Source organism: Pseudocitrobacter corydidari (assembly GCF_021172065.1).
Lineage (GTDB): Bacteria > Pseudomonadota > Gammaproteobacteria > Enterobacterales > Enterobacteriaceae > Pseudocitrobacter > Pseudocitrobacter corydidari.
In genome coordinates this window covers 3222325-3244318 of record NZ_CP087880.1, presented here as the reverse complement: position 1 = coordinate 3244318, position 21994 = coordinate 3222325, and the positions used below count along the sequence as shown (strand labels likewise).

18 protein-coding genes and 1 pseudogene are annotated in these 21994 nt (G+C 47.0%); 11 read left to right on the top strand and 8 right to left on the bottom strand.

All coding sequences use genetic code 11. The features are described 5' to 3' along the window. Nucleotides 1-32 precede the first annotated feature (32 nt). On the top strand, nucleotides 33-1292 hold the full coding sequence (locus G163CM_RS15105) for a tyrosine-type recombinase/integrase (protein ID WP_231825514.1): 1260 nt from the start codon (nucleotides 33-35) through the stop codon (nucleotides 1290-1292). Nucleotides 1293-1372: 80 nt separating this feature from the next. Further along, nucleotides 1373-2527 (top strand): DUF6035 family protein, encoded by a 1155-nt coding sequence (locus G163CM_RS15100; RefSeq protein WP_231825513.1) that lies wholly within the window; start codon nucleotides 1373-1375, stop codon nucleotides 2525-2527. A gap of 80 nt (nucleotides 2528-2607) precedes the next feature. On the opposite strand, the gene G163CM_RS15095 is transcribed toward G163CM_RS15100, so the two are convergent. Genes G163CM_RS15095 through G163CM_RS15080 form a run of 4 tightly spaced genes read right to left on the bottom strand, consistent with a single transcriptional unit; the run spans nucleotide 2608 to nucleotide 7145 of the window. Next, nucleotides 2608-4644, bottom strand: coding sequence for a hypothetical protein (locus G163CM_RS15095; protein WP_231825512.1), 2037 nt, complete (start codon nucleotides 4642-4644; stop codon nucleotides 2608-2610). A gap of 4 nt (nucleotides 4645-4648) precedes the next feature. Beyond that, entirely contained in the window at nucleotides 4649-5080 is a 432-nt protein-coding gene (locus G163CM_RS15090) for a hypothetical protein (RefSeq protein ID WP_231825511.1), read from the bottom strand. Beyond that, a complete protein-coding gene (locus G163CM_RS15085) occupies nucleotides 5080-6216 on the bottom strand; it encodes a hypothetical protein (RefSeq protein WP_231825510.1) in 1137 nt (378 codons plus the stop codon). Before G163CM_RS15085 ends, G163CM_RS15090 begins: the two co-directional genes overlap by 1 nt. Next, a complete protein-coding gene (locus G163CM_RS15080; RefSeq protein WP_231825509.1) occupies nucleotides 6213-7145 on the bottom strand; it encodes a ComEC/Rec2 family competence protein in 933 nt (310 codons plus the stop codon). Before G163CM_RS15080 ends, G163CM_RS15085 begins: the two co-directional genes overlap by 4 nt. Nucleotides 7146-7448: 303 nt before the next feature. On the opposite strand from G163CM_RS15080, the pseudogene G163CM_RS15075 reads away from it, so the two are divergent. Continuing rightward, nucleotides 7449-8680 (top strand): annotated as a pseudogene (locus G163CM_RS15075) (IS3 family transposase). A gap of 511 nt (nucleotides 8681-9191) precedes the next feature. On the opposite strand, the gene G163CM_RS15070 reads toward G163CM_RS15075, so the two are convergent. The 3 genes from G163CM_RS15070 to trpS all read right to left on the bottom strand — a co-directional run bounded on the left by G163CM_RS15070 (nucleotide 9192) and on the right by trpS (nucleotide 12504). Further along, nucleotides 9192-10145: an HNH endonuclease gene (locus G163CM_RS15070; protein WP_231825508.1), complete on the bottom strand. Its 954-nt coding sequence runs from the start codon at nucleotides 10143-10145 to the stop codon at nucleotides 9192-9194. Nucleotides 10146-10503: 358 nt separating this feature from the next. Beyond that, the gene (locus tag G163CM_RS15065) at nucleotides 10504-11442 is read right to left on the bottom strand and encodes an HNH endonuclease (protein WP_231825507.1); all 939 of its coding nucleotides are present in this window, start codon (nucleotides 11440-11442) and stop codon (nucleotides 10504-10506) included. Between the two features lie 57 nt (nucleotides 11443-11499). Then, complete coding sequence (trpS, locus tag G163CM_RS15060; protein WP_231825506.1) at nucleotides 11500-12504, bottom strand: tryptophan--tRNA ligase; 1005 nt, start codon at nucleotides 12502-12504, stop codon at nucleotides 11500-11502. 356 nt (nucleotides 12505-12860) lie between these two features. Between trpS and G163CM_RS15055 the strand changes: the two genes are divergently transcribed. Continuing rightward, the gene (locus G163CM_RS15055; protein ID WP_015966087.1) at nucleotides 12861-13220 is read left to right on the top strand and encodes a YebF family protein; all 360 of its coding nucleotides are present in this window, start codon (nucleotides 12861-12863) and stop codon (nucleotides 13218-13220) included. Here the strand turns inward: G163CM_RS15055 and G163CM_RS15050 are convergent. After that, complete coding sequence (locus tag G163CM_RS15050) at nucleotides 13202-14629, bottom strand: aminotransferase-like domain-containing protein (RefSeq protein ID WP_231825505.1); 1428 nt, start codon at nucleotides 14627-14629, stop codon at nucleotides 13202-13204. The genes G163CM_RS15055 and G163CM_RS15050 overlap by 19 nt on opposite strands. 177 nt (nucleotides 14630-14806) lie before the next feature. Between G163CM_RS15050 and G163CM_RS15045 the strand changes: the two genes are divergently transcribed. The 7 genes from G163CM_RS15045 to bglB all read left to right on the top strand — a co-directional run bounded on the left by G163CM_RS15045 (nucleotide 14807) and on the right by bglB (nucleotide 21935). After that, nucleotides 14807-14971: a DUF1127 domain-containing protein gene (locus G163CM_RS15045; RefSeq protein ID WP_231825504.1), complete on the top strand. Its 165-nt coding sequence runs from the start codon at nucleotides 14807-14809 to the stop codon at nucleotides 14969-14971. Nucleotides 14972-15134: 163 nt separating this feature from the next. Then, complete coding sequence (locus tag G163CM_RS15040; RefSeq protein ID WP_015966084.1) at nucleotides 15135-15602, top strand: MarR family winged helix-turn-helix transcriptional regulator; 468 nt, start codon at nucleotides 15135-15137, stop codon at nucleotides 15600-15602. A 4-nt stretch (nucleotides 15603-15606) separates the two neighbouring features. Beyond that, nucleotides 15607-16674 carry an HlyD family secretion protein gene (locus G163CM_RS15035; protein WP_015966083.1) on the top strand — a complete coding sequence of 356 codons (1068 nt, stop codon included), beginning with the start codon at nucleotides 15607-15609 and terminating at the stop codon, nucleotides 16672-16674. After that, the gene (locus tag G163CM_RS15030) at nucleotides 16664-17725 is read left to right on the top strand and encodes a DUF2955 domain-containing protein (RefSeq protein ID WP_015966082.1); all 1062 of its coding nucleotides are present in this window, start codon (nucleotides 16664-16666) and stop codon (nucleotides 17723-17725) included. The genes G163CM_RS15035 and G163CM_RS15030 overlap by 11 nt, the downstream gene beginning before the upstream one ends. A 74-nt stretch (nucleotides 17726-17799) precedes the next feature. Then, nucleotides 17800-19470, top strand: coding sequence for a hypothetical protein (locus tag G163CM_RS15025; RefSeq protein ID WP_231825503.1), 1671 nt, complete (start codon nucleotides 17800-17802; stop codon nucleotides 19468-19470). Between the two features lie 231 nt (nucleotides 19471-19701). Further along, a complete protein-coding gene (locus G163CM_RS15020; RefSeq protein ID WP_231825502.1) occupies nucleotides 19702-20862 on the top strand; it encodes a hypothetical protein in 1161 nt (386 codons plus the stop codon). Next, nucleotides 20862-21935 (top strand): beta-galactosidase BglB, encoded by a 1074-nt coding sequence (gene bglB, locus G163CM_RS15015; RefSeq protein ID WP_231828384.1) that lies wholly within the window; start codon nucleotides 20862-20864, stop codon nucleotides 21933-21935. Before G163CM_RS15020 ends, bglB begins: the two co-directional genes overlap by 1 nt. Nucleotides 21936-21994 lie beyond the last annotated feature (59 nt).

Sequence of the window (21994 nt, the reverse complement as noted above, 5' to 3'; positions counted from 1 at the left end):
ACCCACACAGAACCCTTGAAAGGATACTCATCATGGCTCTGAGTGATGTGAAGGTTCGTTCGGCAAAGCCGGAAGCAAAAGCCTATAAGCTGACTGACGGCGACGGTATGGTTTTGCTGGTTCACCCGAATGGCTCAAAATACTGGCGGCTGCGTTATCGTTTTGGCGGTAAAGAAAAGATGCTGGCTTTAGGGAAATACCCTGAAGTGTCGCTGGCTGATGCCAGGGCACGCCGGGATGACGCTCGTAAGCTCTTAGCTAATGGCGTCGATCCCAGTGAGAACAAGAAAGCCGTTAAGGTAGAGCAGGAACAAGAGGCGATAACGTTTGAGGTGGTCGCCAGAGACTGGCACGCCAGCAATCAAAAGTGGTCGGCATCGCATAGGGCTCGTGTATTGAAAAGCCTGGAAGATAATCTCTTCGCTGCTATCGGTAAGCGGAACATTGCTGAATTGAAGACACGGGATCTGCTTGTCCCCATCAAAGCGGTGGAGTCGTCCGGGCGTCTCGAAGTTGCGGCTCGTTTGCAACAGCGAACTACCGCGATTATGCGCTTTGCTGTGCAGAGCGGTTTAATCGACTACAACCCTGCACAAGAAATTGCCGGTGCGGTTGCTACGGCGAAAAGACAGCATCGTGCGGCACTGGAGCTTAACCGTATACCTGAATTACTTCATCGCATTGATCACTATTCCGGAAGACCATTAACCCGACTTGCTGTCGAACTTACCTTGTTAGTCTTTATCCGCTCAAGCGAGCTGCGCTTTGCCCGCTGGTCAGAAGTAGATTTTGACACGGCCATGTGGACGATTCTGGGCGAGCGTGAGCCACTGGAAGGAGTCAAGCATTCTCAGCGTGGTTCAAAGATGCGGACACCTCATTCTGTTCCCTTGTCGCGACAAGCTCTCGCTATATTGGAAAAGATCAAAAGCATGAATGGGAACCGAGAGCTGATTTTCGTGGGCGATCACGATCCACGTAAGCCTATGAGTGAGAATACGGTGAATAAGGCTCTGCGAGTCATGGGCTATGACACTAAAACAGAAGTGTGTGGGCATGGTTTCAGGACGATGGCTTGTAGTTCTCTGATTGAGTCAGGATTGTGGTCGAGGGATGCAGTGGAGCGGCAGATGAGCCATCAGGAGCGTAGCTCTGTTCGGGCAGCTTACATCCATAAGGCGGAGCACTTGGGTGAACGCAGGTTGATGTTGCAGTGGTGGGCGGATTATCTGGATGTGAATCGGGAGAAGGGGATTAGTCCGTTTGATTATGGGCATAGGAATCATACATAATTGGACTTTATTTTTATTTTAAAATAATTTGTGAGTAACGTTGAAAACTAATTAAGCTAAGTTATAGGGTGATTCAAATAATGAAAATAAGAAATATGTCATCTGTTTTTCTCACTATGCATGACATGAATTTAGATGCAAACGAATTTTTGGATAATTGTAGTGATGAGGAGTTTTTCAAGTTTAGGAGGGAAATTGAAGAAGCGAGAAAAAAATTTCCTATTGCACTGTGTAGTGTGTGCTATCAACCAGTAGTCTTACGAGGTGATGCGCATAGAACAAAGTTTTTTGCGCATACAAAAAATTCAGCCGATTGTCCTATCAAGACTACAACAAACTTAACTGAAGATGAGTTGCGTGCTCTAAAATACAATGGGCAAAAGGAGGGGGCGGCACATAGAATTAACAAAGAGAAAATAGCGAAACTATTATTGCTTGATGATTTATTTGAAGATGATGTTAAAGTTGAAGCAACATTTCGTCAAGAGAATCATGTTGGGATTTCGAAAGAATGGCGTAGGCCAGATATAAGTTGCGTATTAAAACATACTAGTATTCAATTAGTTATTGAGTTACAGGTATCAACTACATTTTTAGATGTAATCATAAGTCGTGAGGCATTTTATAGACGTAATGGGGCATATATATTATGGGTTTTTATATCATTCGAGCCTGATAAATTTACAACTTTAGATATAGCATATGGAAATTTTGCAAATGTTTTCGTATTTGACTCCGAGGCTGAAGTCGAGTCCGAAAAATTTAATAAGCTCATATTGAAATGTTACTATAGAAAGCCATATATTACTAAATTCAATACAATATCCTATTCTTGGGAGTGTGAGTTAGTTGATTTTAATATTTTATTATTCAAAGAGGAAAGTAAAAAAGTCTATTATAAAGATACTGAGAACATGAAGGAAATAGCAATGAATGAACTCTATAATAGAGCTCAAGAAGTGAAAAGAATGCGAGAACAGGTTGAGCTGGCTCGACAAAGCATGAATAATTTAAAACGAAATAAGGCTTCTGAAAAAACTGATAGAGTTAAAAACGAACGACCTATCAATTCTCAATATAAAAACAAGCAACATAGGTTTAATGTTTCTTCATTAAAATCAGCACAAAATATAAAAAATCATGAGCTGGTTCAATGTAATAACTGTGGATATATTGGGAAAGCAAGAAAAATAGGAACGTCAGTATTATGTGCAAAATGTTTTCAACCAATTTAGGATTGTATTATTTAGGGGGCTGAATCCATAGATATTAATATCTATGGATTCAGTTTATTATTTAACGTTTTTGTGTAGTTTTATCGAGAGCCAACACATTTTTGCTCATGTGGATCAATATCAATAAGTTTATATTTTTGATGCTCTTTTAATTTTGTAAATATTTTATTTAAGTTTGCAGTATTTGACTTATCTTTTGTGTCTTTTGATATACACATTATTATCTGTTTATTAGACGATGCTGCGTATGTAAGCAAAGCAACCATGCTTTCTACATTCATGGCATGTTGACCTGGTTCATCGAGTATTAAAAAACCTGGATGGTTAGCAGAAATATCTAAAAGAGTTAGATAGAATGCCCATTGTGCACGAATGAAATCACTTGCGGAAGAACTGAGTCTGATTGTTTGAGTATCACGACCAGTAATAACTACAGGAAGTAGTCTTGATGGAGCTTTGTTTTGAATTGCAATATGATAAATATGGTTGCTAGTATAGTTGAAATAATCAGAACCTAGTAGTGTCTTAAATTTTTTTAAAAAGAAGGCTATCTTTATATTATCTCTTTCGTCTGATAGTCTAAGTGAGGATTTATCATCTTTTAATTTCGTAAACTCCACTATTAGATCTTTTAGATCTGCCTTTACAGCATTAAATGTAGTGAGTAGTTTTTTATATTGCTCTATTTTTTGAGATATAGTAAGTTCGTTTAATATATCAGTTCGTAGAGTTGAGTCTTCAAAAGAAGAAATATCTTTTCTCAGATTTTTTATTTCATTTTTCTTTAAGGTAATCTCATTGACCAAATAGTTACTGATGTTATCGAACTTAGAGTCTAGCTCATTATGTTTATTGATATAGGATATATAAAGATTTCTCTGGCTTTTGAGAAAAGCGATAGAATCTCTATAATTCATTTTTGAATTTGTAACGTTTAATCTTGATTCAATATCAAGTTCATGATCACAAAGTGGACATAAAGAAGACATTTTATCTTCAGGTAGAAAGGCATCTAACTTTAGAGCACTATCTAATCTATCGATTTCTATATCTAATTTATTTATTGATTCTCTATATTCGTTTATTTTTTGTTTTTCTGAAATCCGTTCTATATTTAATGTTCTAATCTGTCGGTTTATTAGTGAAATTTCTGATTGTAATTTACTTTGTGCATTTTTAATTAAATCTGGTGTCAACGAAGAGTTTTTTTCTTTGATTTTTTTTATAGTCAATATTAGTTCATTATCTAATTCAGTTAATTCTTTTTCGAGTGTGATCCATTCTTTTTTATCCGCCGATATCTTACTTAATGAAGACATTGAAATGTTCTTTAAACTATTGCCATGGATATCTTTATTGACTCCTTTTAATATGAAGCCTTTTTCAGAGGCTAATCCATCAATTTTTTCATATTTTTTATCCCACAATGATTTAATATTTTTTTCTTCTTGAGCTAGAATATCTTTTTTAAATTCATTCTCTAAACTTTCTAAATTCAAAAGGAATTCTATTAATTTTTGTTTGGCATCTTTTATTCCAAAGTTAGGCATTTGAGCGAAGAAGTCAGACCAACCTTTAGTTTGTTCAATTAAAGCACAAGGAAATATGTTTTGCAGGTATAAATGCTTTACTTGATCAGTATTTTCACTGTAGGTTTTAGGTAATTCTATCCCTAAAAAAAGAGTTAGCCATTTATAGAACCCTGAAGCCCTATCATGATCTCCGGGGGTATGGACTAAATACGATATAGTATTTCCATTCTCAGTAATTATTATTTTATTTTTATTTTCATCAATGCTGTTTTTTATATATCTTTTTAATCTTGCAGTTCTATTATTGTGACTGATTTCTAATTCTGCTTTGGATTCAGTGATGGTATAAGTTTTTCCATTATAATCGAATTCTCTAGTTATACTTTTATCTAGTATTAGATTTCGATTTCCGCCAAGCAGTTGCTCCATACCTAAGCAATAATAAATGCAAGAAATAATTGTTGATTTACCACTAGAGTTATGTCCAGTAATGATATTCAATCCCGAATCAAAGTTATATGAAAAACCATATTCTTCGACTGAATTAAAAACGCTAGCATGAAGATTTATACTGTTTATTTTCATAAGGTTACCAAAGCAGCTTGTTGTTTTGTAGTTTTTTAATTGTCAGTTTTTTGGTTATTTCTCTAGCAGATATATTAATATCATTAAATAATTCTTCATTAATCATTTCTTCAACATATGCATTTCCATTATCAGTTATTTTTACTGCCAGACTTCTGTTTTTATAATCAATGTCGAGTAATTCATAAGAGTATAATAACAATATTATTGGCTTGATTAATGTATTTACATTCCAAAGTTGAACATAATCGTAATCTAAGTTTTTTGTCTTGTTTATGATGTTGTCAAAGGCAAAGCTTATGTATTCTAAATTGACGGATTTGCTCTTTCCTTTCAAAGCATAATAAATAGTAAATAATACTATTGAAGAATATACCTCATTTGTATTAGAGCTACTAGCTAAAATCCTTCGCTTATTTAATTTGATTTCTATCATTAGTCTTCTTCCAAAAAGTCCAAATCACAATTAGCGAGCCAAAAAGCAATATCTTTGTTCCGCAATAAGAGTATTTCATCTTTTTGTAAACCGTGAGGGGATAGGCTATCGGACAAAATATTCAGATAATCACTCTTAATATTTTGATAACCTTTATTTGCCTCTGCGCGGTTGTTAACATATAAAGTCATATCCTCTCCACCGAATACCAGGTGTGCGGTTGAGTAGCTAGTTTCAATATTTGGATAGTTAATCATCCGGGCTCGAGCAAAATTGTTCCCAGAAAGTAAGTTTAGGATTATTTTTTTCTTCTCTTGATCAATTTTACTTGCAACGTGTAATATGTTTATTTTTCTGTCTATATTGTTGTTGTATTTTTTATTCTCTTCTAAGTTTTCCCAGTCATGAATGACTGAATCTATATTTTCGTCCTTTAGCATAAGCAAAGATTCTTTTAATATTGAGCTGCCGAAATCATAATTATTACTGCTATTTGCTTTTAATGAATCGTGAATCTCAATAAAACAAGAGGCATTACTACATCTAACTTTTCCAAATAAACCATCATCAGGGATGGAGGATATGATACCTACTAATACTAATTGTTGATGAATTTTAATAAAAACACCTGCTCCCGATATTCCTTGTAGAGCGCTTGCCCCCCAACGGCCAGAAGAGTCTTCCATAATGCTTTTGTCAATATTTATATAATAATAAAAATCATCAAGTTTTTCAATTTGTTCTTTTGAGTATAATGAAGTAGGAATGTTATTTATATGACTTCGACACCTAGATATTAATTCTAAATTTGGAGAGGATAACGGGTTAAAAAAACATATTTCTTCAAGGTTATTTATATCCCCATCTAAAACTAGAAGTGCAATATCACGTCTCTTACTTTCATTAATATTACCTCGCAATTCATTAACTTTATAAATCCGCTTTTTTTCATCAACTATTTGTATCAAATGTTTATTATCAGAAAAGTTATGAATTAATGATTCAAGAACATGAAATGCTGTTGCTAGCATAATTTCATTATTATTCTTAAATATAACAGCACATCCTATAAAATCATCTGATATATAAATAAATGCCGTTACTTTGCATAGGTTATTGATCTGGTAGCAAGTCATAAAATAATCTCATTAGTGACGATTTTGCAAATTTCGATATCAAGCTCTGCTTCATTTATGATTTCGAATTCTGATGCAGATTGATAATTAAAATAAAAATAAACCTTTGTAAAACCAGCGTTAATAGAATTAATAATTATCTTATTTATTGTCTCTATATCAGGGTGGTTGTAAGGACGGCTACCATCGGTAGAAATAATAAATCTATTGCAACTGATTAAACTTAATAATTCTGATGTTGTATTATGTTTGCTTCCATGATGAGATATTTTTACAACATCAATATTTATTTTTTCAATCTGCTGGTTTTTAAGAATGGTTTTTAATTGTTTTGAAATTATTTCAGGGTGGGCATCCCCTAACATCAAAGCTTTTTTATTTTCATATTCAATAAGACATGCTATAGATGTTGAGTTTAATAAATCCTTGATTGGATTTTTTACTGAATCATCTGGTGCTGCTTTAACGTCAATTTTGAATTTCTTTTTTTGCACCGATACAAACTCGTCGCCGTAATATTTTTTATTTAATTCTTTCTCTATTTCTATCCATTTTTCTTTTAATATATGGATATGTTCTAATGTTGGCGATAAAATCGTGATTTTAATGTTTTTGAAACATAATACATCTTCTGAAAAAAGCGGTTTACTGTTTAACTTAAGTGCAGATATATGAGCTGATAGTGCAGAACCGTGGTGAAAACCAACTTCATCATTGTCTTTATATCTTATTAGATCTAATGTATTGCCAAAAAAAATTAAGTCTGGATGTAGATCATTTCTTTGAGCTTTGGATAAAAAATTTACAAAACCACCGATATGATCGTAATCGATGTGCGTGAGTAGATAAAACTCAATTTCTCTGAACGGTGGTAAAGAAGGGTTACGGTTCTTCCTTAAAGTGGATGCAGTACCGCTATCAATGAGCATGTGGTTCCCCTCCCATGACAACAGAAGTGAGTCTCCCTTACCAGCTTTTAAAATCCCTATTCGCATATCATCTATTGCCCTAAGGAGTAAGATTAGCGTGGAAATCTATTTAATACTAACATTGTTTGTTCTTTTTTTGAACTGTATGTATTTACACTGTTTTTATATTCAGCCATTAGTGTGATATATTGAATTTGGCTTAATCATAAGGATGGGGTCTATTAACGGTTATATTGTAATAGACTGGCCCCATAGACCACCAGACACTTCGCCTCTCTTAAAATAAGGGGTAGTCTTAGACCTATGTTTAACACCAGTCAGAATAATAAGGTGGTTGAAGTGTTATCAGGACCTGAGCGGCGTCGCCGCCGTACACCGCAGGAAAAAATTGCCATTATTCAGCAGACTATGGAGCCCGGCATGACCGTGTCTCATGTTGCCCGTCTTCATGGCATCAATGCTAACCAGATCTTCAAATGGCGCAGGCAGTATGAAGACGGCTCTCTGACCGCCGTGGCATCAGGCGAAGAGGTCGTTCCCGCATCTGAACTTGCTGCTGCCAATAAGCAAATCCGCGAACTTCAGCGCCTTCTGGGCAAAAAGACGATGGAAGCTGAAATACTTAAAGAGGCTGTGGAGTTCGGCCGGGCAAAAAAATGGATTGCGCATGCGCCCTTGTTGCCCGGGGACGACGAATAGCCGACGTCAGCCGGAGTATCGGTGTGTCGCGTGCGCAGCTGAGCATCAGGGTTCACCGGCCGTCTGACTGGCAGGATCGCAGAAGACAATCCCGTTTTGACGATGCCGCGGTGTTGTCCCGGATAAATGCGGCGGTGGCCGACCTGCCCACATACGGTTACCGCAGGGTATGGGCACTGTTGCGACGGGAATCTGAGCAGGACGGGCAGCCTGTTGTGAACGCGAAACGGGTGTACCGCGTTATGAGCACCCACCATCTGCTTCTTGAACGTAAGCCTGCTGATAACCACCGAAAACGGGCCCATAAAGGACGCGTGGCAGTCGCTGAAAGCAACCGGCGCTGGTGTTCAGACGGCTTTGAGTTCCGCTGTGACAATGGCGAAAAGTTCCGGGTAACCTTTGCCCTGGACTGCTGTGACCGGGAGATCATCGACTGGGCCGCGGGCACGGGCGGCTATGACAAAGAAACCGTGCAGGATGTGATGCTGGGCGCGGTGGAAAAACGCTTCGGGCAGCGTCTGCCGTCAGAGCCGCTGGAATGGCTGACGGATAATGGTTCGGCTTACAGGGCGCATGAAACACGGGCGTTCGCTCGTATGTTGGGGCTTTAGCCATGCACAACAGCAGTGAGGAGCCCGGAAAGTAACGGTATAGCAGAAATCTTCGTGAAGACGATAAAGCGGGATTACATCAGCATCATGCCCAAACCGGACAGCGGGACGGCGGTGATGAATCTGGCGGTGGCGTTCAGTCATTACAACGAACATCATCCACACAGCGCGCTGGGGTATCGCTCACCACGGGAATATATACGCAGAAAGTTATCGCAACCATAAGAGAGAAAACGCGTCTGGATATATAGGGGCAAATCCATAAGGCAGATATTACACTACTTATGGACTATTACCATGAACACCGTATTCTAATGGAAGGTATAAAGGCAACTCTCAAGAATATGAAAAATAGCAAGAGCCTTGATCTCGATATTGAGGGCTATTCATTAGAGTGACACTTCCTTAACGAACTCAACCTTTCGAATATTATACTAAAACGCTATAGCCACCTGTTATCTCAACATCCTGAAGAGCCTGAAATGAAAGACCTTCAGTATTAATGGACTGCCAAGGCTTATTTACGTGCTGACTATATTCTGTAAGCGCCAAGCTATGCGTTTTTAGAGAACGACTCAGACACCCTATAAGGCTAATGTCCGCTTGTAGTTCACAGCGGACTCAACATACTGAATCCAGACTACTACTGGTTAGGAAGGACTCCAAACATAGCAATCATCTATTGAAGCATAAAGTCTATTCAGAGTAGTTTCTAAGCATGAATGGTAATACTTAGTTAATTGGCTTCAATCAAGTCATACATTTCAGTAAACCTTTCCCATCTTTTAACAAGTGCCCCATAATTAATCTTATGCGTTACATGCAGATTTTTCCCCTGATACTTTGTATATTCTTTATCTTGAATCTGTGGAGCAAAGTAAATAATTAATGAATCTGGATTGATTGCAAAAAGATCCAAATCATAAAGGGTATGCATGTCACAACGTAACAGTAGCCCATTGCTAACATGGTTATGTGTATCATTTTTATATGCGGAGATATGTGCGGCTTCGAGGATATCAACGATTTTACAGCCAGTTACTGCACATTTAGCTGTTTGAGAGATCAAAGTATCGCGAAAAGCTTTTTGCCCACGTCTTTGCTTAATTTGCCGTAAAACCGCGATTCGCCGATCATCCATATCTAGAGGTGTATCATCGATGTCTGTTTCAGTAGGATCCAATTGGATGATGCTATCAAATATGTTATTAGCCCATTCGAAATCAATTTCTTGAATCGAACTTTGAACGTTGTATCGCGGTGTTTGAGATATTAAGTCCATTATGGAAATAGAATTAATGGGTTTGTAGTTTTGCTTATAATCAGCTTTAAACTCAAGTGCTGGTACGTCTTCTACTTTAGGCTGTTCAAATTCGTGTCCATTGCTGCAGCGCCACTTTGGCTTTTTAGTTTTTCGAAGGATTAACTTTGCCGGTGTGCAATTCTCATTTGGGCATCGGTTACGAACTTTTATGTAGGGTGTCGAAGATAAATTGTCTATAACTGATATACCCAGAACATTTTTTCTATCAGTTACTATCACAATGTCTCCTTTTTTAACTTGCTTGTGATTTGGCACAAAGTTGTCATATCTGTAAAAGCTTGTGGAGTCATCGTGATAACCATTATTCCCAAAGTACCGAAGATCATCTTGATCTACTGCTTTAAAAGACCATGCCCTTTGATTCATCTGTCTGATTCCATGATAAAAACACTCGTTGAATCATAAAACAATAAGAGGGTAATGAGAACAACTTCGCTTTAGTAACCAAGCAACCATGTACAGACATGGCAGTGCTTAACTTCAGCGCCTCTGTGATAGTTCTTGCTTTTGGATAAAGCGGCTCTACCTGTATGAATCTTGATTTGATAGCCATATCGGTGTTCTACTGGTATGACTTTATACCCACTCGCAATGTCTATTTTTTGTACGGATTTTAACTTGTGGGTACAAGTGCGGGTATAATTAATTATGCATATTCATAAACTGCATTGATATCAGTCTATTGGGTGTGAAATTCGAGTCCGGCCTTCGCCCCATATTCTCATCAATCCTCAAACACCACACTCCTATGCCACTCCAGATACTCCAGCGATCTCTCCGGAAACGGACTAATCCTCCCCGGCAAATTCAGCGCCTTATACGTTTCATAATCAAGCCGATTGCTGACAATAACATCGCCCTGGTCGGCAAAGGAGATCCACCCCCCATCAAACAACACATCAATATGCGCAGCCAACATGATCCCATTAAACGGATCCAGTCTCTCCGTAGATGTCGCACAATCAGTCCACGGTTTGATATGACTGGCGCGCAGCAAAGGTTGAAATGCGAAATGAGTGACCGGGCAAGCGGGATAGAGATTCAGGCAGCCAGAGCGGAACTGGCCCTGGCCCAGGCGGGCGTTGATCAAACGTTGACGCGTTGTCGCATCCAGAGAGGCATCTTTTTCTAAAAGCGCGATATCGCGCTGAATAATCGTAATCTTACTGGAGGGTTCAGGCATCTTATGCGCGCTAAACCCCAGCTCTTTCATTAACGCTTGTTGATGCTGCGCAGGAATAAATGCGCGGGCGACATCAAAGGCTAACGTATCGATATACGAGGGATGCTGCTTCAGAAATGCAAAGCTGGGGTCATCGAACCCGCCAGCCACCTGAAACGCCTTAAGTTCCGACTCTTTTGGTTCACGGGTACCTTGTGAAGAGCAAAGTTCTGCATTTTTAAGCTGCCAAAAACCATCGTGACGCAGACGCCAGAATGGCATATCAGTGGCATAAGCGCTACGCTCCGGCCCATAGCGCTTCAACAGCTCACGAAGGTTCGGCTTCACCTCGCTGGCATAATCAAACAAGCAGCCATGCCCTTTTTTGTACTGCGAGAGGGCATAAAGCACCAACAGCGGCTTGTTTAACGTGATGTCATCGCCGTATTTGGCGGTTTTCATTGCCAGAACTTTTTGGCTGAGGAACTGTGCTCCAGGCATGGTCGGGTTACCTATTTACGTCATTATTGGCGATGATGCTCGCAAAACGTGCCATATTCAACCCAGCATCGGCAGCCCCAGCCCGCGTTTTACCTCATCAAGCGTCGCCTGCGTCACTTCCCGCGCTCGCTCACTCCCTTCACGCAATATCGCCATCAGCGCGCCTTTATCCTGAATAAACGTGTTCCGCCGTTCGCGCATCGGCGCAATCAACTCCTGTAAACAGGTTTCCAGTTCGTTCTTGCAAACGCGATCGCCGAGCCCGCCCTGTTGATAGTGTGTTTTCATCGCCGCGACTTTCGCCGTGTCAGGATGAAACGCATCCAGATAAGTAAAGACCACATTCCCCTCCACACAGCCCGGATCGCTTACCCGGAGGTGGTTCGGGTCGGTGTACATTGCGCAAACGGCCTTGTGAATTTCTTCCTCGCTGGCAGAAAGGGTTAGCGTATTGCCCAGCGATTTGGACATCTTGGCATTACCGTCGATGCCCGGCAGGCGGCTGGTCTGGCTGAGCATCGCCTGGCAGTGGCGCAGCACCGGGGTGCTCAGCAGACTATTCATCTTGTGGACGATCTCATTGGTCTGCTCAATCATTGGCAACTGGTCATCGCCTACCGGCACCAGCCCGGCCTTGAAGGCGGTAATATCGGCCGCCTGGCTGATGGGGTAGACCATAAATCCGACCGGCAATGAGCGGGCAAACCCTTTCTGGGCAATCTCATTTTTGACCGTCGGGTTACGCTCAACGCGCGCGACGGTGACGATGTTCATATACAGCACGGTAAGTTCTGCCAGCGCGGGCAGGGCGGATTGCAGGCAGATCGTGGTGAGGCGAGGGTCGATACCTGCGGCCAGATAGTCTGCCAGCACTTCCGGAATATTATCGTGGATTTTCTGCGGGTTACTGCCGTTGTCCGTCAGCCCCTGAAGGTCGGCAATCAGCACATATTGTTGATGGTCATGCTGCAATGCCACGCGCTGGCGCAGCGAACCGACGTAATGACCCAAATGCAGTGGGCCGGTGGGGCGGTCACCGGTGAGAATCGTAGGTTTGTTCATGTGAAGCTCCCTGGCTTAATTAGCCGAAAGGCGCCCCTGAAATGATATAGCCGCCTTTCGGCGGCTATAAAAAATGGGATGAGAGTATCCGTGCCGCCTTTAAAAAGGCAGCCACCAACGAGTGTGACGTGAGGTGGAGACGACGGTACGGTTCATGATTCTATCCTGTCACCATCCATCATGAAGGTCAATATGTTGTATCTCTCCGATGTCGTTCGTAGTCGCTACACCTTCTTCCTGATTACTGATGGCTAACCTTACTCAACAATACATAAGCGGCGATGAACTTGAGAAAAAGCGCCTTATCATAACCAGCATGATTGGATGGTTATTTACCGCGTTTCAGGAACAAGCTGATGAGAAAAGCACTGCGTAATACTCTCCGGGTTCCGATTCTGCTGGCCCTCTCGGTGGGCGTTTTATTTCTCCTGCTTCCCATTCAGGAGAGCGAATCGGCGACGGAATGCCGCCGTAGCCTGACCCGGCAGGCGAAAAATCTGGTACAGGAGGATTATCTGAAGAGTCGTTTTCCCTACTGGCAGATTGAAAAGAAAATGCTGGGCACGCTGACGCCCAACTTAAGCTTTGGCAAAGTGACGATTGAAGACGACGCCTATCACGTGCCGTTCACCGCCGTGGGGCCCGACGCCACGCTGGTGCGCGTCGGGATTATTGACTGTAAACTCCAGGACATTGATTACGCGTTTGCGTCCTGATCCATCGCCCGATGTACGGTCTCGCCGAGCTGTTCCATCACCCGTCGATGCTTCTCGGTGGTGGGCAGCGCGCAATTGATGCGCAGGCAGTTGCGGTATTTTCCCGAGGCGGAAAACAGTGAACCCGGCGCCACCTGAATCTTCAGGCGGCAGAGCTGTTTGGCGACGCAGACCATATCCACCACTTCCGGTAGCTCTACCCACAGCATGTAGCCGCCGAGCGGGCGGGTAACGCAAATCCCGCAGGGAAAATACTGACGCAGCCAGCAGGTGTAGGTTTCCATATTGTTCTGATAAATCTGCCGCATGCGCCGGACGTGGCGGTGATAGTGACCCTCGCGTACAAAGGTTGCCACGGCGAGCTGCGTGGCGGGCGGGGTAGTGCCGCTCGATGCATATTTCATGTGCATCACCCGATCACGATAGCGGCCCGGTACAATCCAGCCAACCCGCAGGCCCGGCGCCACGGTTTTGGTAAACGAGCTGCACAGCAGCACGCGGCCATCAATATCGAACGAATGAATGGTGCGCGGGCGCGGGTACTCCATCGCCAGCTCGCCGTAAATATCATCTTCAAAAATCACAATATCGTGACGCTGCGCCAGCGCCAGCACCGCGCGTTTACGTGCTTCCGGCATAATAAAACCGAGCGGATTATTGCAGTTGGGCACCAGAATCACGCCCTTGATCGGCCACTGTTCCAGCGCCAGTTCCAGCGCTTCGATGCTGATACCGCTTTCGGGATCGGTCGGGATTTCAATCGCTTTAATGCCAAAACCGCGTAGCAACTGCATGGTGCCGTAAAAAGTCGGCGATTCCACGGCGACGATATCGCCCGGTTTGCACACCGCCAGCAAGGCAATCGACAGCCCGCTATGACACCCGCTGGTGATGACCACATCGTCGGCGGTTACGGTTGACCCGCCATCCAGCATCAGGCGCGCCACCTGTTCGCGCAGCTCGCGTCGCCCGGCCAGCTCGTCGTAGTTCAGAATTTCTGTCGGATGGTGCTGCACCACGCGGCTCATCTCGCGCCACAGCGGTTTCAGGCTGGGCTGGGTGACATCTGGCGAACCACCGCCAAAGAGAATAATCTCTTTATCGCGACGCGCTTCCAGCATCTCCAGCACCTGATCCCACTGGGTAACCTCCACCGGGCGCTGCACCGGGCGGCTCATCGCTGGCACCGGCGGCTGTGCTTTACGCGACGCCACGAAATAGCCCGAGCGCGGCTGTGGCGTGATCAGCCGCAGCGTTTCCAGCGTCTGGTACGCCTGCTGAACGGTGCTGATGCTGACACCGTGTTCCTGACTCAATGTTCGCACCGAGGGCAGCTTTTCGCCCGCGCGATACAGGCCCTGCTCAATACGTTCTGCCAGAAGATTGGCCAGATGTTGATAACGCGTCATGCTGTATTCCTCAGTGTCACCATACAGATCGCACGACCAGTACAGATGGGGGTGAAAAGCGCCGTGCAGATCCTGTTTTAGACCATCTGTATGTTAAAGAAAAGTTATTTGTGAATCTGTATTGCAGTGGTGCTTTTTGGCGAAGATAAAGCCTCTGGCAACGCGTGGAGGTGCGATATGGAATTTTACGAAAACCGTTCAAAAAGGCCGTTTATCGGGCTGGTATGGCTGTGGCAGGCGCTACGAAAATGGTACGACCGCGAGCGTACGCGCCGCGTGCTCGACAGGATGAGCGATGCGCAGCTGAAAGATGTTGGGCTGAGCAGGGATGATTATCGGTAATTGCTTTTTATGCCGGATGACGCTTCGCTTATCCGGCCTACAGATATACACCGACTGAATATAACGTTTGGTTTTTCACATTCAATGCTATCCATTCCGCTGTTTCTTGATACTTACCATGATAAGTATTATCTTCCTCAAGGTAATCACTGAGGAGTTCGCCATGACTGAAGATGAATTGTTTGCCCGCAGGCCGATGGGGATGCGGATGGCGATGGTTGTTCGCCAGTGGCGGGGCATCATCGATCGGGCGATCACCGACACCGGGTTAACGCAATCGAGCTGGACGGTGCTGATGCAGCTTCAGCAACTGGGCGACAATGTGTCAGTCAGCGAACTGGCGGAAGTGCAGGGCATTGAACTGCCGCCGCTGATGCGCACGCTGACGCTACTGGAACAGCAAGGTTACCTGCTGCGCACGGTGTCGCCGTATGACAAGCGCATTCGCCTGCTGACGCTCACGCCGGAAGGTCAGGCGGTGCTGCAACGGCTGACGCGGGTTATTGAAGATTTTCAGACCCGCGTTTCCGAAAACATCCCGCCGGAACAGATCGCTCTGTTCAGCGAAACCCTGAATCACATTGCCTGCAATTTGCGGATGCTCCGCGAAGAAAATAATAAAACCGAATAACACCATGATGACGCCAGAACAGAAATTTGCCCGCTGGGTAAGGGTCAGTATTGCCTCTTTCCTGCTTATGTTTGTCTATTTTATCATCGCCGATATCTGGATCCCGCTCACGCCGGATTCCACGGTGATGCGCGTAGTGACGCCCGTTTCATCACGCGTTTCTGGCTATGTTGCGCAGGTGTATGTGCACAACAACAGCCAGGTGAAGAAGGGCGACCTGCTGTATGAGCTCGACCCGACGCCGTTTGTGAATAAGGTGGAAGCCGCGCAGATTGCGCTGGAACAGGCGAAACTGAGCAACCAGCAGTTGGATGCGCAGATCGTCGCCGCGCAGGCAAATCTGAAAACCGCGCAGTTCACCGCCCGCAACGATCGCGTGACCTACGAGCGTTACCAGCGTTTAAGCACGATGCAGAACGTTTCGCAGTCGGATCTCGATAAGGTGCGTACCACCTGGCAGACCAGCGAGCAGTCAGTAAGTGCGCTTAACGCGTCTATCCATAACCTGCAAATTCAGCGCGGTGAGCGCGATAACCATCGCAACGTCACCATTCAGAAATACCAGAATGCGCTGGAAGAGGCGCAGCTCAATCTTGGCTGGACGAAAATCCGCGCCGAAGAAGATGGTACGGTGAGTAACCTGCAGTTAAGCCCTGGCCTGTATGCCAGCGCCGGGACGGCGGTGATGGCGGTCGTGAACGAACATACCGACATCGTCGCCGATTTTCGCGAAAAAAGCCTGCGTCACACCAAAACCGGCACCGATGCTGCTGTGGTATTTGATGCGCTACCCGGCAAAGTCTTTAGCGCAAAAGTGACCAGCAGCGACGCCGGGATCTTAGCCGGTCAGGAAGCGGTAAACGGCCAGCTTTCCCAGCCGGATACCTCCACGCGTTGGGTGCGTGATGCCCAGCGTATGCGCATTCACGTGGCTTTGGATGAACCGCTTGAGCAAACATTGCCGACCGGCGCCCGCGCCACCGTTCAGCTTTATAACAGCGATGGACCGTTCGCCCGCTTTTTCTCCGGGGCGCAAATCCATCTTGTGAGCCTGTTGCACTATGTCTATTAAAACACTCGCTCAGGTCTTCACGCCGCACGGCAATATCGTCTACACGGCGAATGATTTTCGCCAGACGCTGCGCACCGTGTTCACCGGTATGACGGCGCTGAGCATCTCCACGTTCTTCGATACTCAGTATGGCGTGTTCTTTGTCGTCTTCCCCATTCTGCTGGTGTCGCTTGTTCCGGTCTTCAACGGCCATATCGCACGGCAGTTTTTGCTCAGTGCGGTGCTGAACTGCATCGAAATGGTGATTATCGTCGGCTATCTGATTGAATGGCCGCTGATCATGACGATTGTCGTTTTCGGCATGTATGTGATGCGTTTCCGTTTTATGAGCAAGGGGCCGCTGTTCCTGTTCGGCTCGATGGGCGTGGTGTGTCAGAGCGTAATGCTGAATTTTATGAGCTACCCGACCACCAACTGGCATACGTTGCTGTTCTCCAATATGGAAGCCAGCGTCATGGCGGTAGCGCTAAGCGCTTTGTTCCACTATCTCATTCCCGATGTTGAACCACGTAAGCCGCCGCCGCTGATCGAAAAAGACGCCGCGCGCGTACGTCATGAATCGCTACTGTCGGGCACGGTGGCAACGATGCTGTTTATCGTCTTTCAGATAAGCGATTTACAGGATTCATTGTCGGCGTTGATGGCGGGGATCTTAATTCTCTTCCCGATGCACTATCGCGGATCGGTGGTCAGTTCCCTGTGGCGCGTGGTCGGTGTGGTGCTTTCGTGTCTGTATATTCTGGTGGTGCAGCTGATTTTGTACGATCACAGCAGCCACATGATTCTGATGATGCCGCTGATTGGGCTGGGCCTGGCATTCAGCGCGCGAATGCACGTGATGGAAAAAGTGGGCGCTGGCGTCGGTTTTGCCAGTATTACCACCATCGGCATTATGTTCGGCCAGAACCTTCAGCCGGACCAGGATCTGGTCTTCAGTGACATGTACCGCGTGACGTCTGTTACCGTTTCGTTATTAGGAACGCTCACCATGGTGTTTCTGGTGCACCGAATTTTGAACTGCTTCCAGGCAACGCGTTTTATTGTGAAGTAGCGCACTTCCGGTCCCAGACGCTGCGCCGCGTTTGTGCTTAGAATAGCTCCCCCCGCAATGGATGGAGAAGGACGATGTGGCAAACGCGCGCGCTGGAACTCAATAATCAGGAGTTCTGGAACTGGGATAAAGCCTGTGAATTAGTGAAGTGGGCCATCAATCACGACTTCAATACGGTGATTGTCGGCCAGGCCAATTTGTTCGATAAACTGGTCTCACCAAAAGGCTTCACGCCGCATCAATACAATGATGGCCTCTCCAGCCATCAGCGCGCTCGCTGTGTTTATCTCAACCGGCTGGCCGGTTTTTGTCAGCAGCATGGCCTGAAATTTTACCTGCAGGCCAAAGAGTTTAGCTTCCCCGTTGACCTGCTGGCGGCGCACCCCGAACTGCTGAATAAAAAGGGCGGCGTGCATTTCGACGCGGAATTCTGGTGTCGCTATCTGGCGGACAAAATGACCCTGCTGTGTCAGCGCATTCCGCTCATCAGCGGCCTGCTGGTGGCGCTTTCAAATACAGACGGTCTGCTGCCTATCTCGCGCCCGAACTGGGAACTGACCGGGCACGACGATCCTTCTCCGCATATCGATCCGCGCAGTTTATCGCTCTACAGCCAGTGCTTTAGCGCGATGGCGCGAGCGGTGATGCGTGAAGGCAAGCATCTGGTGCTGCGCGCGTTTCCGGCGGGCAATCACGATATCAGCAACGTTCTGGAAGCGATCAGCACGTTACCGGAGGCTGTTTCTGTCTCGATTAAAATCACCCCGGAGCGTTTCTGGCCTAATTTTCCCAATAACCCTGCGCTGCAAGCGGTTGAAAACCGCGACGTGTGGGTCGATCTCGATCTGGTTGGTGAAGAAGTGGGTTGGGGGATTTTTCCGTTCCCGCGCATCGACGAGTTGCAGGGGCGACTGTTGTGGTGCCGGGGGAACCCGGCAATTCGCGGCGCGGTGTGCAAAGCCAGCTGGGAAGGCGTGGATAACCACTGGATTATGGGCACGTTGAGCGAGTGCAACCTGGTTGCCTGTAGTCAGTTGCTGGCGCACCCGGAAAAAGCCGTGACCCGCACCTCGCTGATGATGCATTGGCTGGATGAGTGTTATGGCTGGCGCCCGGACGACGAGACGTTCACTGAATTTCAAACGCTGTTAGAGCAGGCCGGGCAGGTACTCTATCGCGCCATTTACGTGCGCGACCACGTTTTCCACCGCCACAGCCAGGTGCCGGAGAGCTACGGGCAGGGTGTCTGGAGCCTTTACGGCCAGCTTAACCGCAACCACTGGCTGCCGGGCTCTGAGCGTGATATCGCCTTTAGCCCGCATGATGTCGCCACCGCAGGCCGCAATTTGTCGTTGATTGCTAAAGAGAAAGACGAAGCCTGGCAGGAGGCGCAAACGCTCCAGGCCGAAGCGCTTGGCTTCGCGCAGCGCGCGGCCTTCCCCCATGCGCTGGCTTGCCGCTGGCAGGAAGAGTGGCAGGGTTTTGCCCTCTATTGCCAGTTGTTTATGCATGCGCAAAAGGCCTTTTTCACGCTGCACTACGCCACGGTGGTGGAGAATAACTGGAGCATGCGTGAGATTTGTCAGGTGAATATTCAGGAGCTCTACCGCTGCGCCGTTGAAATGGACACCTTTTGCGCAAAGCATCCCGATGCATCGCCAGGCATGCACGTCATCTTTGACGCCTCGCGCGTACGAGCACTGGCAGACAGCCTGCATCATCAGCTGACTCAGCTAAAAGCGTGATTAAGATCACATCAAAAAACGGCGGATCGCGGAATAAATGCGATCCGCGCCGTTTTCATCCCCTACGGCAAACAGCAAAATGTGATGAAAATCTCATTTGCCGCCCCGCGCATCGCTGGATTGTGAATTCCCAGGCAGATCCATAAAACCTCGCGTTCACTCACATAGCCCCAACGCCCCCGAATCCTGATGATACGGCGCTAACACAAGCGTAGTGAGTGAGGAGACAACATGAGGCTGGCAGCGGGTGACGCGATAATGCGTTTTGCAGTTTCAGCGCCGCATAATGAGCGGTTTGCTGAGTTTTACACGGGTGAAACTCTCGATGCGTCAACGGGATACGTGGTGACCGATGACGCCGGGCCGGAACAACACTCATTCTGCCGTCGCGTATTTTGCGACAGCACCGCCCAGCGCACCGTGCCGCCTGCCCGCGCATTACCCGCTAGCCATACAGTGCAGGCGGACGAAAGTGGGATGGTTCACTTCTCGCTGTTTAAACCGATCGCCACGCACAGCCAGCGCTGGCTGTACGTCAATCTTCATACCGATAAACCGGGTGAATACGCCTTCCAGCTGGCGACCTGCGGCGGTGTGCGTATTTGGGTTAACGGTGCAGAAGCCGCTCGCTTTACGCCTTTTACCCGCAACAGGCTGCAAATTTGCCAGGTTAACCTGCCGCTTCAGCAGGGCGAGAACTCGCTGCTTATTCATCTTGAAGAACTCTGCGAACGTGAAACGCAGTTTGTGCTGCGCATGATTTATCAGGGGCAGGCCCCCCTCGAGGTACGGCTGGCTGAAGAGGATGATGCGCTCCCGTTGTATCAACGCCCTATCGCAGAACGGCACGAAGATGAAGGGCGTGCGCTGCTTACACGGCTCAAGCTGGGGAAGGCAGACGAACAGGCGCAAGCGCTGCTGGTGCGCCTGTTGCAGCGGGTTAGCGCCAGGGAAGAGGGCTCAAGTTCCGCGCTTATCTCGCTGTTGTGGCTCTGGCATGACTATCATGGTGATATTTTCGCGCCGGTGCTGTGGCGCCGCGTGCGCTCGGCGATATTAGGTTATCGCTACTGGTTTGATGAACTGGGCAATGACGTTATGTGGTTTACCAGCGCAAACAATGCCTTAAGCTTTCACACCGCGCAGTATCTCGCCGGGCAGATATTCCGTGATGAACGTTTCACCGCCTCTGGCCGCCTCGGTCGCGAACAGCAGGCGCTCGCCGCGCAGCGCCTGGCGTACTGGTCGGTAAACGTCACCCCGCAGGACGGCGTAGCGCCCAGCCTGCTCGCGTTGTCGCAGCTGGCGGATGACGCCGGGCTTCGCGCTCGCGCACAACGTCTGCTGACCAGCGATCTTTCTCTAACGTCCTCACACGCAGGAGCCGCATGATGCGCCACGCTGAATTACATCAAACTCTGGAACAGGTTGTGCAGGGATTCTGCCGCCTGAAAAATATCGGCGAAGTGAGCAGCGGCGAAGGGTTTGCCATCAACTTCGAAGAGTGGGAATGGGAAGTGGGCGTCGGGCTGTATGGCTTCTGGCAGTATGCGTTATCGCAGAATGATGCCGGGTTGCAGCAGTCGATTCTGGCCTGGTATGAAGGACAACTGGCGAAGGGCCTGCCTGCGGTACAAATCAACACCACCGCGCCGATGATCGCGCTCTCGCTGGTGGCCGGGCACACGGGGCGCGAAGATCTGCTGAAGGTCGTGAACGACTGGGCGGATTCTCTGCTGCAAACGCTGCCAAAAACGGAGGAGGGCGGTTTTCAGCACGTCGTCAAAGAGCAGCCGAACACGGGGCATTTGTGGGATGACACGCTGTTTATGACCTGCCTGTTCCTCGGCTCGGCGGGCGTGGTCCTTAAGCGTAAAGACCTGATTGACGAGGCGTCGTATCAGTTTTTACTGCATACCCGCTATCTCAGCGAACCGGCCAGCGGCCTGTGGTATCACGGCTGGACATTCATCGGCCAGCATCACTTCTCGGGCGCGTTCTGGGCGCGGGGTAATGCGTGGATCACCGTCGCCATCCCGGAATTTATCGCTCTGCTCGGCGACAGCCTGGACGCCAGCGTGAAGCGCTATCTCTCGCAGGTTGTGGCGCGGCAGGTGAAAACCCTGTGCCAGATGCAGGCTGAAAACGGTATGTGGCACACGCTGGTGGACGATCCGCTCTCGCCGCAGGAATCGTCCGCCACGGCGGGGATCGCCTATGGCATGCTACGCGGCGTGCGGATGGGGATTCTGGACGCTGACGTTGCCGGTTCGGCGCTGCGGGCATGGGACGCGTTGCGCAATCGCATTGATGACCGCGGGATCGTGCTGGAAGCCTCTAAGGGAACGATGGTAGGGCCGGATCTGCAATATTACTGTGATATCGAAATGGCCCCGGTACCGTACGCGCAGGCGCTGATGATGCTGCTGTTGCTGGAGTTGCAGCAGGGGGAGTGGCTGGCGTAATTGTGCCAGGTTGCGCCGGATGCGGCTGCGCCTTATCCGGCCTACGGGGAGGCGATCTG

What these genes read in the sequence shown, in the direction of transcription:
- G163CM_RS15045 (WP_231825504.1), top strand. Translation starts at nt 14,807, where the DNA reads ATGGAATTTTACGAAAACCGTTCAAAAAGGCCGTTTATCGGGCTGGTA.
- G163CM_RS15105 (WP_231825514.1), top strand. Translation starts at nt 33, where the DNA reads ATGGCTCTGAGTGATGTGAAGGTTCGTTCGGCAAAGCCGGAAGCAAAA.
- bglB (WP_231828384.1), top strand. Translation starts at nt 20,862, where the DNA reads ATGCGCCACGCTGAATTACATCAAACTCTGGAACAGGTTGTGCAGGGA.
- G163CM_RS15100 (WP_231825513.1), top strand. Translation starts at nt 1,373, where the DNA reads ATGAAAATAAGAAATATGTCATCTGTTTTTCTCACTATGCATGACATG.
- G163CM_RS15085 (WP_231825510.1), bottom strand. Translation starts at nt 6,216, where the DNA reads ATGACTTGCTACCAGATCAATAACCTATGCAAAGTAACGGCATTTATT.
- G163CM_RS15020 (WP_231825502.1), top strand. Translation starts at nt 19,702, where the DNA reads ATGAGGCTGGCAGCGGGTGACGCGATAATGCGTTTTGCAGTTTCAGCG.
- G163CM_RS15025 (WP_231825503.1), top strand. Translation starts at nt 17,800, where the DNA reads ATGTGGCAAACGCGCGCGCTGGAACTCAATAATCAGGAGTTCTGGAAC.
- G163CM_RS15090 (WP_231825511.1), bottom strand. Translation starts at nt 5,080, where the DNA reads ATGATAGAAATCAAATTAAATAAGCGAAGGATTTTAGCTAGTAGCTCT.
- G163CM_RS15035 (WP_015966083.1), top strand. Translation starts at nt 15,607, where the DNA reads ATGATGACGCCAGAACAGAAATTTGCCCGCTGGGTAAGGGTCAGTATT.
- G163CM_RS15030 (WP_015966082.1), top strand. Translation starts at nt 16,664, where the DNA reads ATGTCTATTAAAACACTCGCTCAGGTCTTCACGCCGCACGGCAATATC.
- G163CM_RS15095 (WP_231825512.1), bottom strand. Translation starts at nt 4,644, where the DNA reads ATGAAAATAAACAGTATAAATCTTCATGCTAGCGTTTTTAATTCAGTC.
- G163CM_RS15040 (WP_015966084.1), top strand. Translation starts at nt 15,135, where the DNA reads ATGACTGAAGATGAATTGTTTGCCCGCAGGCCGATGGGGATGCGGATG.
- G163CM_RS15065 (WP_231825507.1), bottom strand. Translation starts at nt 11,442, where the DNA reads ATGCCTGGAGCACAGTTCCTCAGCCAAAAAGTTCTGGCAATGAAAACC.
- G163CM_RS15055 (WP_015966087.1), top strand. Translation starts at nt 12,861, where the DNA reads ATGAGAAAAGCACTGCGTAATACTCTCCGGGTTCCGATTCTGCTGGCC.
- G163CM_RS15080 (WP_231825509.1), bottom strand. Translation starts at nt 7,145, where the DNA reads ATGCTCATTGATAGCGGTACTGCATCCACTTTAAGGAAGAACCGTAAC.
- G163CM_RS15070 (WP_231825508.1), bottom strand. Translation starts at nt 10,145, where the DNA reads ATGAATCAAAGGGCATGGTCTTTTAAAGCAGTAGATCAAGATGATCTT.
- trpS (WP_231825506.1), bottom strand. Translation starts at nt 12,504, where the DNA reads ATGAACAAACCTACGATTCTCACCGGTGACCGCCCCACCGGCCCACTG.
- G163CM_RS15050 (WP_231825505.1), bottom strand. Translation starts at nt 14,629, where the DNA reads ATGACGCGTTATCAACATCTGGCCAATCTTCTGGCAGAACGTATTGAG.